The sequence below is a fragment of the Neorhizobium sp. NCHU2750 genome (assembly GCF_003597675.1).
Lineage (GTDB): Bacteria > Pseudomonadota > Alphaproteobacteria > Rhizobiales > Rhizobiaceae > Neorhizobium.
This window is the reverse complement of sequence record NZ_CP030829.1, coordinates 100019-115399: the sequence shown is the minus strand read 5'-3', so window position 1 is coordinate 115399 and position 15381 is coordinate 100019. Positions and strand designations below refer to the sequence as shown.

The following is a 15381-nucleotide window of genomic DNA, read 5'->3' as shown; positions in this document are numbered from 1 at the left end:
GGTGCTTGCCGGGATTTAAGTTGTTCTGAGTTTTCCGGTATCGAGGCAAGCGGCGAAACTGCGCGCTTCGGCTATCGTTTTAGTCGAAGCGCTGTTCGCAATGGAAGCTTCGAGCCTTGCTTGTCCTGATATATCAACTTTGACGCGCGCCATCAAAATATTGAGAAAAAAAATCAGGTATTGCTGCTCTGCAGCATCGCGCGTATGGAAGCACTGGGGGGCACGCTGCCGCAATGGCAATCCGGGCCTTGGTTTCTGCTCCGGCACTCAGCATGGAGCTCTTCTTGAACGGTGGGGCAGGGACGATTTTTTGTGCCCTGCGGCCGTTCGATGAACAGGCCGTCTGCGGCCTGATTTTCAGGACTGCGAATTGCGACATGATGGGTGAAATCGAGCTTCTGGATGTAGTCAACAATGCGCGGCTGCTGTTGGCTCTTGATACATTGCTGACGGAGGGGAGCGTCTCCGGTGCAGCGGCAGCGCTCGGCATCCACGTCTCGGCGATGAGCCGAATGTTGAGCGAGCTTCGGACACTCTTTTCCGACAGGATACTGGTGAAAACGGGACAGGGCATGGTTCCGACACCCCTGGCGGAGGCGCTACGCTCCAGGGCACGCAGCATGACCGTCATGGCCTCGGAGATGTTCCTTCAGGGGCGTCAGGTCGAAGGCGTTGCTGCGGTTTCGGTTGCCGATCCATGGACCGATCCGACGGGATTGCCACCTGTCCCTTTGCCCGTGACCAATGCAGGGATGATGGATGGCATGCCCTCGAAGTTCGCGGTTGCCCGCAGGCTCAACTCCATCGGCGACCAGTCGCCGGAACAGAGACGTCTGGCAAAATACATCTCTCTGACCTCTCAGGGGCCAGGACAGGCAAGACCGCTGTCGAGAGAGGAGGCGGAGGATGCGCTTTCCGTCGTACTCGATGGTGCGGCAGACCCCATGCAGGTTGGTGGCCTGCTGATGACGCTGCAATATCGGGGCGTGACCGCAACGGAGCTTGCGGGTTTTGTCGCGGCCGCGCGAAAAAGAGTGATGGGCGGCCGGCGTGAAGCAATTCGGCCGGATCTCGACTGGCCGGTCTATATTTCTCCGCGCTGGGGGGATGCCCCGTGGTTCATTTACGCCGCAAAGCTTGTGGCCGGTGCCGGGCATCGCGTCCTTCTGCATGGAAAATCGGTAAGCGGAACGGCGGGTGGAAAGCTGGAATCGGCAGCGAAGGATGCAGGTATTCCGATTTGCAGATCCACGGATGAGATCGAGCAAGCGCTGAATAGGCAGCGTATAGCCTACGCACCACTGACCACATTGCTGCCGGAACTACAGGGTCTTCTCGGTCTGTACCCGCTGTTTGAGTCGCGCACGCCGATCAACGCGCTTGCCAATCTGCTCAATCCCTTTTCGGCCGAGGCGGTGCTGGTGGGGGCCAATCACCTGTCGGAGCGCGATCTCTACGGCGATGTCTGCTCGTTGATCGACGCCACGAACGTCATGATCGTCAACGCCATGAGAGACGTGGCGCAGGTCAATCCTCGCCGGACAACGAGATTGGCGCTGCTGCAGGGGCAGGAGCGACAGGAGATCGTGCTTGGAGGGCGCGACATGACACCACGCTCGGATCATCCTTACCTGACCCAGCGCGAGCATTGGAGGGCCGTTTGGACAGGCGCGGCCAGCAACGAACTGGCCGAGACGATCGTCATAGAGACGACGGCCGTCGCACTTCTTACCATCTCCCCTCAAGACTACGATTTCGAGATGGCCAAGGCCAGGGCCTCGGCACTCTGGGCGCAGCGCAGGCGGCTGGCGGGCTGACCCGCCCTCTTCTTCGCCGCCTATTCGCCTGACAAGACGCGCGTTTTCCCGCAGCTGAGGTTGCCAACCGAGCCGTCTCACGATGGCGCCGGCCGGTCATCTGAGACCACCCTCCCGTCGCATTTTTATTCTCGAAATTGGCTTCGAGGGCTGCCGACCGGCATCTCGTGCCAGCCCCTGCCGTCGCCTAGTGAAAATTGGAACCGTTATAAACTATAGAGTTTGCCCGGCCTCGTTCACGTAAATATGAACCTTTTCATCATATTTAAATCTGAATGAAAGGCCCACCGAATGGTTGTGATACGCCGGTCCCGGAGACCCCTTGCAGTCGGGAGACTGAACAGGACCACGGCGCTTGTCGTCGTGCTTCTTGCCGCCTCGTCGGCTATGGCCCAGGAAGCCCAGCAGACGCAGGCGGACAAGGACAACACGGAGCTCAAACCGATCGTGCTCAGCGCCGGACAGCAGCTCAAGCAGATGCCGGGCGTTTCGGTCATTTCACGTGATGACCTTGAGAAAAATCCGGTCACCAACGATATTTCAGAGATCATCCGCAAGATGCCGGGTGTCAACCTGACGGGTACGACATCGACCGGGCAGCGCGGCAACCAACGCCAGATCGACATCCGCGGAATGGGTCCTGAAAACACCCTCATTCTGATCGACGGCAAGCCGGTCCTGTCGCGTAACTCTGTGCGCATGGGCCGCGGCGGTGAGCGCGATTCACGCGGTGACAGCAACTGGGTGCCTGCGGAGGCAATCGACCATATCGAAGTCATCCGTGGGCCGGCGGCTGCCCGCTACGGCTCCGGTGCCGCCGGTGGCGTCGTCAACATCATCACGCGCGAGCCGGAAAAATGGACCTCCACCGTCTCGATCTTCGGCGAGACGCCGGAGCATAAAAGCGAAGGCACGTCGTGGCGCACGACCGCCACGACCGGCGGCAAGCTGACCGACAGGACGTCGATCTTCCTGATGGGCAGCTACAACCGGACGAGCCCAGACGCCTATGACATCAACAGTTCTGTTGATGGCGGAAGCCCGGTAGCGGGACGCGAAGGCGTCATCAACAAGGACGTCCGCGGTAAGTTCAAGTTTGATCTCGACGCACAGAACAGTTTCGATATCGAGGGCGGTTACAGCCGCCAGGGCAATCTCTATGCCGGCGATTCGCAATTGAGCGTGCTCAAGGGCGAGGCATCGACGCTGGTGCCAGCACTCTATGGCCAGGAAACCAATTCGCTGACGCGATACGATCTTTCCGTCACGCATCACGGCAACTACGACTTCGGTGATTCCCTCAGCTATCTGCAGTGGGAGCGCACGCTGAACAAACGCCTGGGTGAAGGCCTGACGGGCGGGATCGAGGGTGCGATCAATACCGAGGACAGTTCCACGATCCAGCTCGACAACGTGACGGGCAAGACGGAATGGAACATCCCGTTCACGCTCGGGGTCGATCAGACTGCTACGCTTGGTGCCGAATTCCGCGGCGAATACATGGACGATTCCGCTTCGATCACACAGACCACTGGCGCTATCGTCATTCCCGGCACCTCCTCGGATCCGGCAAACCGCGATCCCAAGACCGACAAATGGGATTTCGGTCTCTACACCGAGGACAACCTCCAGATCACGGATGACTGGACTGTCACGCCGGGGCTGCGCTTCGACTACGATACGAGCTTCGGAACCAATTTCAGCCCAAGCCTCAACACCAGCTATGCCGTCACCTCCGAGATCTCGATCAAGGGCGGCATCGCGCGGGCATTCAAGGCGCCGAACCTCTTCCAGCTCAATCCGAACTATGTCTACAAGTCCGCCGGCAATGGTTGCCCCGTGAACTACACCCTGTCCGGTGGCTATAGCGGCTATAGCAGCGATGCGGGATGCTATGTTGTCGGCAATCCCGATCTCGATGCCGAGACCAGCTGGAACAAGGAAATCGGCATCAACTACAATGACGACGGTGGCATCAACACCGGGCTCACCTATTTCCGCAACGACTATCACAACAAGATCCAGGCCGGCACGGAGGCCTATGGCGGCGACGGCAGCTACTATTACTTCAAGTGGGACAACATACCGCGAGCCGTCGTTTCCGGCCTCGAGGGCAATTTCTCCATGCCGGTCGGCGAGCAACTGACTGCTTCGCTCAATGCGACCTACATGATCGAAAGCAAGAACAAGAGCGATAACCAGCCTCTCTCTCTCGTGCCGAAATATACGCTCAATGCGGGTCTCGACTGGAAGCCGATCGAGAGCGCAACGATTACGCTGTCCGGCACCTATTACGGCAAGATTTCGCCAGCGACGGTGAACTCATCCACCGGGAAGGCGATTGACGCGGCGGTGGCGCGGGATGCCTATGCGGTGGCAAACATCAACGTCAAATATGACGTCAATGATCATTTCTCGGTCAGCGCCGGGGTGAAGAACATGTTCGACAAGCGCCTGCTGCGCTCCGGCGACGGTGCCAACAGCTATAACGAGCCAGGCCGTTCCTTCTATCTGGGTCTTAATACGACGTTCTAAGCTCAGGGTAGTCTATTCCTCCCAAGGAAAAAACGGCTGGATCCTCCATGGATCCGGCCGTTTTTGCGTGAAACGGAGAAATGGCAGGCTCAGCCCGTCCTACGATTGGAGCGCGACGGCTCCGATCGCCAACCTGGTTGCGGAGATCTATCGAAGACTACAGCGCGGCTGACAGGATGATGCGTGGCGTTGTGGTGAGGCGGATACCACCATTCTCGCCGACGACCACCGTTTCGCTGAAGCCGAGGCCCTTCGCCGTCGCGTAGAGATGGAAGACCATGCCTTCTTCGAGCGCCCAGTTGGATGTCGGCAGGAAGGTGCCGGAAAAATCGCTTGTGCGCGGCGTGCGGGTATAGAGGCCGAGCGTGTAGGCGGTGACGTTGTCATAGACCGGGCGAAGCCCGGCATCGAGTGCGCCCTGCCGCATGATCGCATCGACATCGCTTGCGATCGCGCCCGGCTTCATGGCCGCAATCTGGTGATCCTGCAACTCGACCAGTTTTTCGGCCGTTGCCGCAAGTTCTGCGGACGGCCTTCCAACAACGATTGGCCGCATCATCCGCGCACCGTAATTGCCGACGCGTGGAATGAGTTCGACATGCAGAACGTCGCCCTCCTCGATCGCCTCGGTCTTGAACGCGCCGTGGAGGAATTCATGGCTGCCGGAAGCCTTGACGATCGGCCCCACCTCACCCGTATCGGCCCCTTCCCGCAAGAATACACCGGAGGCGATTGCCGCTGCATCCCGCGTGGTGATGCCGGGCTTCGCGTTCCTTGCGATCTCGGCCATGGCCTTGTCGGCAATAGCGGAGGCCTGGGCAAGCACGGCGATCTCTTCGGCGGATTTCACCCAGCGCAGGCTGTCGCTCAGGCCCGACATGGGGACGAATGTTGCTTCGGGCAGGAGCTGAGTCAGCCGCATGAAGGTCGCCGCGCTCAGGCTGTAGGAATTGGTGTCGAGACCGATCCGGGCCTTGCCGAAACCGTGGTCGAGGATGCTCCTGGCAACGGCCGCCTGTGCCTCATCGGTATCGGCAAAGCCGGTCACGTCGGTAATCCAGCTCTTCTCGCGGCACGGGGCTTCATCGAGTGCGCGCAAGGTGAACCAGGCGCCGCCCTCGCGCGGCAGGAAGGCCGCGCGATACATGGTTTCGGAGACAGTATAGCCCGTAAGCCAGGCCAGCAGCTCGCCACTGTCGACGAGCAGCAAGTCTACGCCACCCTCGGGGCCGGAAGACGCCATGGCGTTCCGGGCGAGAGCGATACGACGATCATAATCCGCCCGGGAAAACATTTCAGGCGACCTCGCAGATGTCGATTATGGTCAGCATGTAGACGCGGATCATGTCGAGGAAGTCGATGATGTCGACGCGCTCGTCAGGCATGGTGTTGTAGCGACCGCCCGGACCGCAGACGATGCCTTCCATGCCGAGCTCATGATAGAGATGGCCGGCATCCGTGCCGTAGAAGCGCGTCGGGGTGATCGCACCGGTCGGCTGCTTTTCACCGCGCACCGCTTCATAGGCGGCATTGATCGACTTAACGATGCGGCTTTCCGGCGAAACCTCGAAGGGCGGCATCAGCGGACGGCCGTCGATCTTTTCCGGGACGAGCTTTGCCTTCAGGCCGGGGAAACGGGTTTCCAGCGCACGCAGTTCGCGGTCGAGGTCGGCGAGAACGCCTTCCTGGGTCTGGCCCGGAGCATAGCGGCACGAGCCCTTGAGGCGGACGAAGTCGGCCACCTGCGGCGGACGCCATTCTTCCAGGTCACGACCGAGTGCGCCGTGCACGACGCCGACATGGCCGCGGTTGATCGAACGATGCACGTCGCTGCGCGCGCCGCTGAAGGTCATCGCATTGATGCGCGGAATGATATCGCAGGCAGCTGCGATCGCATCGACGGATTCCTCGCGCTTCGACAGGTGGCGCGTGTCACCGGTCAGCTCGATGACATAGCTCAGCGCCGCCGCATGCATGGTGACCGCTACGAGGTCGCTCGGCTCGCTGTTGATGAAATAGTCGGCCTTCACGCCGCTCTTGATCGCTGCCAGCGTGCCGACGCCACCTTGCAATTCGCCGACGACGAAGGTCAGCGTCACGTCGCCTTTCAGCTTCACACCGGCTTCCAGCAGCGTCTTGACCGCGCAGAAATAGGCGGCGTCACCGGCCTTCATGTTGGAAACGCCGATACCATAGATGAACTTGTCGTCGACGAGACCGGCGTAAGGGTCGACCGTCCAGCCCTCGGTCACCGGATTGGTGTCGAGATGGCCGTTGAACAGCAGGCTTTTGGCTCCGCCCTGGCCCTTCAGGCGGCCGATCGTGTTGAAGCGGCGGCCTTCGTCGAAAGCCTGCAGCTCGGCCTCGACGCCGATCTTCTCAAGCTCCTTGGCCATCCAGCGGGCGAGATCCTTCTCGCCTTCGGTTTCCGAATGGCTCTTGTGCTGGACCATTTTCGACAGGAAATCGAGGCAGGCCTTTTCGTCGATCCGGTCCAATAGGGACTTCGGGTCCATTGTCATGCTCCTTGGTGCATTGTCACTGGCATTTTGGTCATTGAAATTTGGCGGCGGCGCGTGGCACCGCCTCGATCAGCCGGCGGGTATAGTCGGCCCGATCAGGGCTATCGATCTCATCTGCCTTCACCACCTCGATCAGGTCGCCGCGGTACATGACGGCAATCCGGTGGGCGATCTGGCGGATCAGGTTGAGATCATGGGTGATGAAGAGGTAAGCCGTGCCGCTCGCCTTCTGCAGGTCGAGCAGAAGCTCCACGACGGAGGCCTGCACCGAAACGTCGAGCGCCGAGGTGATCTCATCGCAAATGACGAGCTTCGGCTTCGACGCGAAGGCGCGGGCAATCGCCACACGCTGCTTCTCGCCGCCCGACAACTGGTGAGGATAGCGGTTGGCATGGGTGCGCGGCAGGCGAACCTGTTCCAGCATGTCGCCGATCTGCTTTTCCAGATTGGAGCCGTCGCCGAACAGCTTCAGCGGCCGCGACAGGATTTCGGAAATCTTCTGCCGCGGATTGAGCGAGGCATCCGGGTGCTGGAAGATGATCTGCACATCCTTGCGATAGGCATTGTCCATATCGCCGAGGTTTTTGATCTCGCGCCCGTCGAACCAGATCTTGCCTTCGAACCGGTTGAGGCCGGTCATCGCCTTGGCAAGCGTCGACTTGCCCGAGCCGCTTTCGCCGACAATGCCGAGGATCTCTCCGGGATTGACGCTGAGGCTGATGGCGTTGTTGCCGGTGACCCGTTCGGTCTTCCTGCCGGTGAGAGCCGCGAGGAATGGCTTGCGGCCGAAATGCACGCTGACATTCTCGACCTTCACCAATGGTCTGTCCGCAACGGTCACGTCATCCTTCACCAGTCGGTGGGCCGGATCGGGGACGGCCGCGATCAGTTCCTTCGTGTAGTCCTGCTGCGGGTTGGTGAAAATCCCCTTCACGCCACCCTGTTCGACAATGTCGCCGCGCTTGATCACGGCCACGCGGCTTGCCGTGCGGGCAACCAGAGCCAGGTCATGGGAAATATAGAGCGAGGCGACGCCGGTCTCCGCCTGCAATTCGACGAAGAGGTCGAGGATCTGCCGGGAGGTGATCACATCGAGCGCGGTGGTCGGTTCGTCGAAGATGATGCATTCCGGATTACAGGCGAAAGCCGAGGCGATGACGACGCGCTGCTTTTCACCGCCGGAGACCTCGTGCGGCATGCGGTGCATCATCTGCGCCGGCGTCTTCAGCCCTACATGGGCAAGCCGCTCCTCGCCTTCCTTCCAGGCCTGCTGGCGGGTCAGGCCGCGATGGCGGACGAGGACTTCGGCCAATTGGGTGCCCAGCGACAAGGTCGGGTTGAGCGAGGTACTCGGGTCCTGAAAAACCATGCTGATGCGCCGGCCGCGGATGGCTTCCATCTCGCGTTCCGACCGATCCAGCAGATTGTCGCCACCGAGCAGGATTTTGCCACCCGGCTCGCGGGCATTCTTCGGCAGGTAGCGCATGATCGACCAGGCGAGCGAGGTCTTGCCCGAGCCGCTCTCGCCGACAAGGCCGAGGATCTCGCCGCGATGAATGGCAAGATCGATCGCCTTCAGCGCGTGGTAGGGGCCATTCGCCGTCTGGTAATCCAGCGAATAGTTCTCGATTGAAAGGACCGGCTGGTTATCCGTGTTGGTCATGTCTGTTTTCATGATGGGCGCCACCTCAGGTCCGCGGATTGAGGGCATCGCGCAATCCGTCGCCCAGAAGGTTGAAGCCGATCGCGACAATAGCGATTGCCACGCTTGGCCAAATCAGGATGCCGGCCGACATATGCATGTAGCGACGTGCCTCCGAGATCATCAGGCCCCATTCGGCCGCTGGCGGCTGGGCGCCGAGACCGAGGAAGCTCAACGTGGCAAACAGCATGACGGCGAAGGATACGCGGATCGTCGTCTCGACGATGATCGGCGCGATCACGTTCGGCAGCATTTCGCGGCGGATGATGTAGCTCGAGCTTTCGCCGCGGGCGATTGCCGCATTCACATAATCCTGTTTGCGAACCGAAAGTGCCACGCTGCGGGTGATGCGGGCCATGCCGGGCGCGAACGCGATGGCAACAGCGATCAGCGCGTTGATCGTGCTGGAACCGAGCAGATTGACCACGAGCAGCGCGAACAGCAGGCTCGGGATCGACATGACCGCATCGATCGTGCGCATGATCAGTTCGTCGGCGCGGCCGCCGAGAAAGGCGGATGCGGTGCCAATCAGCGCACCGACCAGCGTGCCGGCGATCGTTGCGAGAACCGCCATGACGACGGTGGCGCGGGCCCCGATCAGCAGGCGGCTGAAGATGTCGCGGCCATATTGATCGGTGCCGAGCCAGTAGGCAGCACTTGGTCCCTTGTAGCGGGCGAGCGGCGAGATGGCTTCCGGATCATGCGGCGCGACCATCGGGCCGAAGATGACGATGAAGAGGACCAGCACGACAAGTACGGTGCCGATGGCGCCCTGCGGGGTCTTCAGGAGGCGTTTCAAAAACTCAGTCATACTGGATCCTCTTGTCGAGCCAGGCGTAGAGGATGTCGGCAATGAAATTGACGATCGAATAGGTGGCGGCCATGATCAGCACGCCGGCCTGGATGGCGGGCAGATCGCGCGCCTGTATGGCGACGATCAGTTGGCGGCCGATACCGGGAATGGCGAAGATTTCTTCCACGACGATAACGCCGCCGAGAAGATAACCGACATCGAGCGCAACGATGGTGATGGTCGGCAAAAGTGCATTGCGCAGTGCGTGACGGCGTAGCACGTGCCCGCGCGACATGCCTTTCAGCCTCGCGGCACGGATGTAATCCGTATGCAGCACATCGACGAGTTCGGAGCGCACCATGCGGGAAACGTGGGCGATCAGGATGATCGAGATGACGCAGACGGGCAGGACGAGATGGGCGATCCCTTCGGCGAAATCCTCCGTCAGCGGCACATAGCCGGTCGGAGGCAGCCATTTCATCCAGTCGGCGAAGAGCAGAACGGCAATGGTGGCGGTGACGAATTCGGGCAGTGCCACGCCGGCATAGGAAATCAGGCTCACCACCATGTCGGCGATCTTGCCGCGGCGAATGGCGGCGATGATGCCGAGTGGGATGGCCAGCACCAGCATCAGGCCGATCGACAGGACGGCGAGCAGCAGCGAACGGCCGAGCGCCTCGAACATGACCGGGCCGATCGGCTGGCCGGTGCGCAGTGACGTGCCGAGATCACCATGCAGCAGATGCCAGAGCCATGTCGCATATTGCTGCCAGATCGGCTGGTCGAGCCCCATGGTCTGGCGCAGCGCATCGAGCGCTTCCTTGGTGGCGTTTTCGCCGAGCATCATGACGGCGGCATCGGCAGGCAGGATCTGGGTGATGGCGAAGACGATGAGCGACACGACAAGGAGCGTGTAGACGATCATCACCAGCCGCTTGGCTATGTAGTTCGGAGACAGGGGCGTGTTCCTTGGTCAAGTGGGCCGGACGCTCGGCGGGTGGCAAGATAGTGACATGTAACAAAGTCCCCCTCTGGCCTGCCGGCCATCTCCCCCACAAGGGGGGAGAAGACCTGCGGCATCCGCTTCGCCTCGATTTGAGGTTGGGCGGTGCGGCTAGGTTAAGCCCTCCCCCTTGTGGGGAGGGGTGGGAGGGGCCTTCATGCACATGACATTAGCCGCCCGAAAAGCGTCTGACGTTCAGTATGTTCAGCCGCGCTTCGGTGCCTTGTCGGTGAGCGAGGCGTAGTCGAGGCGATAGACCGATGCGCGCGGATGCGCTTCGAACCCTTCGACCCAGCTGCGCTTGGCGGCCAGAACGTCGAAGAAGGACGGGATGATCGAGGGAACGTCCTCGTTCATGATCTCCTGTGCCTTGGTGTAGAGCTCGGTGCGCTTGGCTTCGTCGGCGGTGCCACGGGCCTGTGCTACCAGCGCATCGAAATCCTTGTTGTTCCAGCGCGTCTCGTTCCAGGCTGCGTCGGACGTGTAGAGCAGCTTGAAGATGCCATCCGGGGTCGGCTGCATGTTGTAGAAGCCGACATAGAACGAGCCCTTCTTCCACACCTGGTCAAGATAGGTCGCATGCGGCATGGTCTGGACGTTGATGGTGATGCCGGCTTCCTTGGCCATTTCGCGCATGGCGACGGCGAGCTGGGTGCGAACGGCCGGGCGGTCGGAGGCGATCAGCGTCAGCTCCAGGCCATCGGCATGGCCGGCCTCGGCCAGAAGCTTCTTGGCTTCCTCGATATTCTTCTCGCGCTGCTTGACCTGCTTGAAGAACTGGTAGGACGAGTTGAGCGGCGTGTCGTTGCCGGTGGTGCCGAAACCTTCGGTGACGAAACCGACCATGGCTTCGCGGTCGACGGTGAGTGCAATGGCGCGGCGGACGCGGGCATCGTTGAACGGTGCGGTGTCGCAGCCGAAATTGATGTTGCAGAACTGGCCCGACGGGGTGCGCAGCGTGGTAATGCCGTCATTGCCATCGACGCGCATGAATTCCGGCGGCTGGATGGTGGAGATGATGTCGATATCGCCGGCGAGGAGAGCCGAGCTTTCAGCCGACGTATCCGGGAAGACCTGCACTTCGATGCGGTCGACATAGGGACGGGCCGGATCGTAGTACTTCTCGTTGCGCTCGACGACGATCAGGCGATCCGGCTCGTAGGAAACGAGCTTGAACGGGCCGGTGCCGACAGCCTTGGTCGACAGGCTCTTCAGGTCGCCGGTGGCAATCGCGGCCGGGATGATGCGGGCATTGGTGTAGGCCATGGCAACCGGCATGTCGGCATAGGCGCTGGAAAGCTTGAACAGCACGGTTACATCATCGACGGCGACGATATCGGCGATCGGGCCGACATTGTTGCGGCCGGGCGATGCGGTTGCCGGGTCGAGGATCGCCTTGAAGGTGGCGACGACGTCCTTGGCGGTGAAGGCGGAGCCGTCGTGGAAGGTGACGCCCTTGCGCAGCTTGAACGTCCATTCCGTCAGATCGCCATTGGCGCTCCAGCTTTCGGCGAGATCCGGCTCGATCGACATGTCGACCTTCAGGCGCGTCAGGTTGCTGTAGAGCAATTCGGTCACCAGGTATTCCGGGTTGACGCGGGTCAGGAGCGGATGAATGACGCTGGCTGCCTGGTCGACGGAAACCTTCAGCGTGCCGCCCTTCTTGGGCGTAGCGGCCTCTGCGAACCCAAGTGCGGGGGCGGCGAAGATTGCGGCTGTGCCGGCCAGGAAGAGGCGGCGTTTCATTTCCAGCATGTCGTGTTCCCTTCGATAGTCTGGATGTCTGGTTTCAGGAATGGCGTGTTTCGGGGATCGCGTCCGCGGCAAAGTCGGCTGCGAGATAGGCGAGGATGCTCTTGGCGAGCTTGATGATATCCTGCCGGGTCGTATGCTCTTCCGGGCTGTGAATGCAGCTTTCCGGCCGTCCGAGGCCGCCGAGCAGAATTTCGGGGCCGAAACCGGCCTTCTGGACGTAGCCGAAGTCCGAGCAGCTCGCCGCGCCCCATTTGCGGAAGTCTTCCGGTCTGTAACCGAAGCCTTCCGACAGCGCCTGCTGCCAGCGCGGCCAGTGCGGTCCGTCAGGATCGTCGGTCGGGATCAGGTGGCCGACGAGATCGATTGCGAGCTTCAGGTCGCTGCCGGCGATGGCGCTGCCGATCGCAGCCTCGATTTCGGCGCGGGCTTCGTCGTAATTTTCTTCCGGGGCGTAACGGCGGGAGACGAGGATCTTGAGTTCGGCCGGCACCTGGCCACCCGCCGTGCCGCCGTTGACGGCGGCAATGGTCAGTGACGGTTGAAGCGGACCGGAGGCATGCGGCGGCGGGGCAAGCTTCGATGCTCGCTTGGCCACTTCTGGCTTCAGGGCGGCGAGTGCATTGAGCACCGGCAGCGCACCTTCGATGGCATTGACGCCGGCGCCGGTCCGGTTGCCCTCGCCCGCATGAACCGCATGGCCGGTAATCGTGACCTGCAGATTGAAGATGCCGAAACAGCCGGCCCAGATGCGCGGTGCGGCAGAGCCGTTGAAATTGAGGATATGGCCCTTCAACATGCCCTGTTCAGCAAGATAACGGATGCCGGGATAGAGCCCGCCTTCCTCATCGGTGCAAAGAAGCAGCATGGGATCATAGGCGAGCGGCACGCCGCAGCCCTTTGCGGCTCTCAGCGCCAGCAGGGTTGCGGCGATCGTGCCCTTCATATCGGCTGCACCAAGGCCGTAGAGTTTGTCGCCTTCCACCGTCAGCGACAGCGGATCGCGGGTCCAGCCGGGGGCGACCGGTACGGTATCGACGTGGTAATACAGGCCGCAGACCGGTTTGCCCGTTTGGCGGCTCGCGACGAGATTGACCCGCTCGCCGGATGCCGGGCCGCCTTCGACATGCCAAAGCTCGCGCGGCAGCGTGACGCGCTTGAAATCAAAGCCCAGAGGGGCAAGCAGGTTTGTCATCAGATCGGCGAAGGGGCCATAGCCTTCCCCAGGAGGAAAGGATGTATCGACCGAGACCATGCGTGCCAAATCCTGGACCGCGATCTCGACATCGCGCTCAATCGCTGCCATGGCAGACGTCAGCGTGTCTTGCCGGATCGGCGGTTGGTTGGTCATGGCGTTACCTCGGCACCCAAGCGCCGGCCTCCCCAGCTTGCGCTTTAATATAAACTATATAGTAATACTGCGTAGATCGACATGATGAGTCAACTCCAAAGAAGAGGCAAATAATTGCCGGAATTGCCTAATATATCATCAGATGCTGGAAAGCCTGGCGAACTTTCTCTGCCCCTTTATGAAGTGGTCAAGAGACAGCTGACCGAGGCCATCATGCTTGGCAAATTGGAACCCGGTACGGTCCTGCCGAGTGAAGTGGCTCTGTCGCAGACCTACGGGGTCGCGGTCGGCACCATTCGTCGGGCGCTGATGGACCTGACCAATGACGGGCTTTTGAGCCGCCGGCGCAAGACCGGCACTGTCGTTACCGGCCGCAAGCCGCAGCATTCGCTTAGGCTCTTCTTCCAGTATTTCCGTCTGCATGGGCTCGACGGATCGCTGAGCAAGTCGGTAACGACGGTCACCTCGCTCAACCGGGCCGGATCAGCATCCGCCGATGACGCGGTAAAGCTCCAGATCGAGAAGGGCGCGCCAGTCGTGCGTTTTCATCGCTATCGCAGCGTCGACGACAAGCCGATCATGCATGAAACGCTGACGCTGCCGCTTGAGCGCGTGCCCGATTTTCCCGACAGCAAGGAAGATATTCCGCCGCTTTTCTATCTCCATCTGCTTGAGAATTACGGCATCCGCATTTCGGCCATCCGAGAGCAGATCGGTGCCGATCTTGCGACGGATATCGACGTCCGTTGGCTAGGTGTGACGCTTCCTGCCGCAATGCTGACGATCGACGAGGTCGCGTATGACCAGATGGCCGTGCCCGTATTGATCTCGGCGCACCGTGCGACGACCGCCAACCACCGTTACGTCAATGAGGTCCAATAATCGTTCAGTCGCCGAGCAATTGGCGATCATCGCCGTCGCGATGTCGCACCAACTCCTCCTTGATGGCGCGTAGCGGCTTCAAGGCCCGGTTGCGATCGGCATAGGCCACCATGTTGGCAAGGATGTCGATCGCCGCCAGATAGGCATAGCGGGTCGAGGTCGGCCGGAAGATATTCTTGCCCTCCGGCATCTCGATGGCGATCACAAGGTCCGCCGCATCCGCCACGGGCGAGCCGGCCTGGGTCATCACGATTGTCGGAATGGCGCGTTCCTTCAGCAGTTCGAGGCAATGAACAAGCCCCGTGTCGCGACCGGTGAATGATGAACCGAAGACGACCGTGCCGGGTTGGGCCGCCGCCGAAATCATCAGGTTCATTCCGTGATCGTTCGAGGCATTGATCGGGCAGCCGAGGCGAAACAGGCGATTGTGCAACTCGTGGACGATCATCGCCGAGTTGCCGCTGGCGCCGAAGGCCTGGATGAAATCGGCGGCTCTGAGGATATTCGCTGCCTTTTCGATCACCTTCAGGTCCAGTTGGCGATGGACCTCGAAGAGCGCGTTCTGCGCCTTCGATATGATGTCATGGGCCACTTCCTCGGCCGTGGCGGTCGGCGCTTCGGGTTTGAGGTAGCGCAGGCCGACATAGGCCATCTTGGCAAGCTGCACCTTGAAGTCCGAATAACCCTGGCATCCGAGCCTTCGGCAGAAGCGGGTGACTGTCGGCGGCGACACGCCGGCCCGCTCGGCCAGTTCGATGATCGACGAATTGACGACGAAATCCACATTCTCAAGCGCGAACTGGGCGAGTTTCGCCTCAAGGCCCGAAAGCCTGCCGTCTTCGTCGGAAAGGGCGTGAAACAGGTCCATCCGGTCTTCTCCTTGGGCGGCATGCGAGAAAAATGCATCGGCCTGTGAAAATGAATTTCACCGTAGCGTAATTTGATAGCATAATGCCGGCCAGCATCAACGAAACTTGCCTTGATCGCGAAAATAAAAGCAACCTTTCCCCGTGCTGCAGCATCT

The 15381-nt window shown here is 60.9% G+C and carries 12 protein-coding genes; 3 read left to right on the top strand and 9 right to left on the bottom strand.

Annotated elements, in window-relative coordinates; translation table 11 throughout:
- Positions 1–15: 15 nt before the first annotated feature.
- Positions 16–267, bottom strand: a complete 252-nt coding sequence (locus NCHU2750_RS30675; RefSeq protein ID WP_162939787.1) for a hypothetical protein — start codon at positions 265–267, stop codon at positions 16–18.
- A 110-nt stretch (positions 268–377) separates the two neighbouring features.
- Here NCHU2750_RS30675 and NCHU2750_RS24690 point away from each other — a divergent pair, with 110 nt between their 5' ends.
- Positions 378–1817 (top strand): glycosyl transferase family protein, encoded by a 1440-nt coding sequence (locus NCHU2750_RS24690; protein WP_162939786.1) that lies wholly within the window; start codon positions 378–380, stop codon positions 1815–1817.
- A gap of 291 nt (positions 1818–2108) precedes the next feature.
- Positions 2109–4352 carry a FepA family TonB-dependent siderophore receptor gene (locus NCHU2750_RS24685; RefSeq protein WP_119944452.1) on the top strand — a complete coding sequence of 748 codons (2244 nt, stop codon included), beginning with the start codon at positions 2109–2111 and terminating at the stop codon, positions 4350–4352.
- Between the two features lie 157 nt (positions 4353–4509).
- Here NCHU2750_RS24685 and NCHU2750_RS24680 read toward each other — a convergent pair whose 3' ends face one another.
- The 7 genes from NCHU2750_RS24680 to NCHU2750_RS24650 all read right to left on the bottom strand — a co-directional run bounded on the left by NCHU2750_RS24680 (position 4510) and on the right by NCHU2750_RS24650 (position 13475).
- Complete coding sequence (locus NCHU2750_RS24680) at positions 4510–5646, bottom strand: M24 family metallopeptidase (RefSeq protein WP_119944451.1); 1137 nt, start codon at positions 5644–5646, stop codon at positions 4510–4512.
- 1 nt (position 5647) lies between these two features.
- Positions 5648–6868: a M20 family metallopeptidase gene (locus NCHU2750_RS24675; RefSeq protein ID WP_119944450.1), complete on the bottom strand. Its 1221-nt coding sequence runs from the start codon at positions 6866–6868 to the stop codon at positions 5648–5650.
- Positions 6869–6905: 37 nt separating this feature from the next.
- Positions 6906–8537: a dipeptide ABC transporter ATP-binding protein gene (locus NCHU2750_RS24670; RefSeq protein WP_119944449.1), complete on the bottom strand. Its 1632-nt coding sequence runs from the start codon at positions 8535–8537 to the stop codon at positions 6906–6908.
- 25 nt (positions 8538–8562) lie between these two features.
- Positions 8563–9387 (bottom strand): ABC transporter permease, encoded by an 825-nt coding sequence (locus NCHU2750_RS24665; RefSeq protein WP_119944448.1) that lies wholly within the window; start codon positions 9385–9387, stop codon positions 8563–8565.
- The gene (locus tag NCHU2750_RS24660) at positions 9380–10327 is read right to left on the bottom strand and encodes an ABC transporter permease (RefSeq protein ID WP_119944447.1); all 948 of its coding nucleotides are present in this window, start codon (positions 10325–10327) and stop codon (positions 9380–9382) included. Before NCHU2750_RS24660 ends, NCHU2750_RS24665 begins: the two co-directional genes overlap by 8 nt.
- Before the next feature lie 249 nt (positions 10328–10576).
- Positions 10577–12127 carry an ABC transporter substrate-binding protein gene (locus NCHU2750_RS24655; protein WP_119944446.1) on the bottom strand — a complete coding sequence of 517 codons (1551 nt, stop codon included), beginning with the start codon at positions 12125–12127 and terminating at the stop codon, positions 10577–10579.
- Positions 12128–12161: 34 nt separating this feature from the next.
- A complete protein-coding gene (locus tag NCHU2750_RS24650) occupies positions 12162–13475 on the bottom strand; it encodes a M20 family metallopeptidase (protein ID WP_119944445.1) in 1314 nt (437 codons plus the stop codon).
- Between the two features lie 114 nt (positions 13476–13589).
- Here NCHU2750_RS24650 and NCHU2750_RS24645 point away from each other — a divergent pair, with 114 nt between their 5' ends.
- Complete coding sequence (locus NCHU2750_RS24645) at positions 13590–14357, top strand: GntR family transcriptional regulator (RefSeq protein WP_119944444.1); 768 nt, start codon at positions 13590–13592, stop codon at positions 14355–14357.
- 4 nt (positions 14358–14361) lie between these two features.
- Here the strand turns inward: NCHU2750_RS24645 and NCHU2750_RS24640 are convergent, their stop codons facing one another.
- Positions 14362–15225 carry a MurR/RpiR family transcriptional regulator gene (locus tag NCHU2750_RS24640; RefSeq protein ID WP_119944443.1) on the bottom strand — a complete coding sequence of 288 codons (864 nt, stop codon included), beginning with the start codon at positions 15223–15225 and terminating at the stop codon, positions 14362–14364.
- Positions 15226–15381 lie beyond the last annotated feature (156 nt).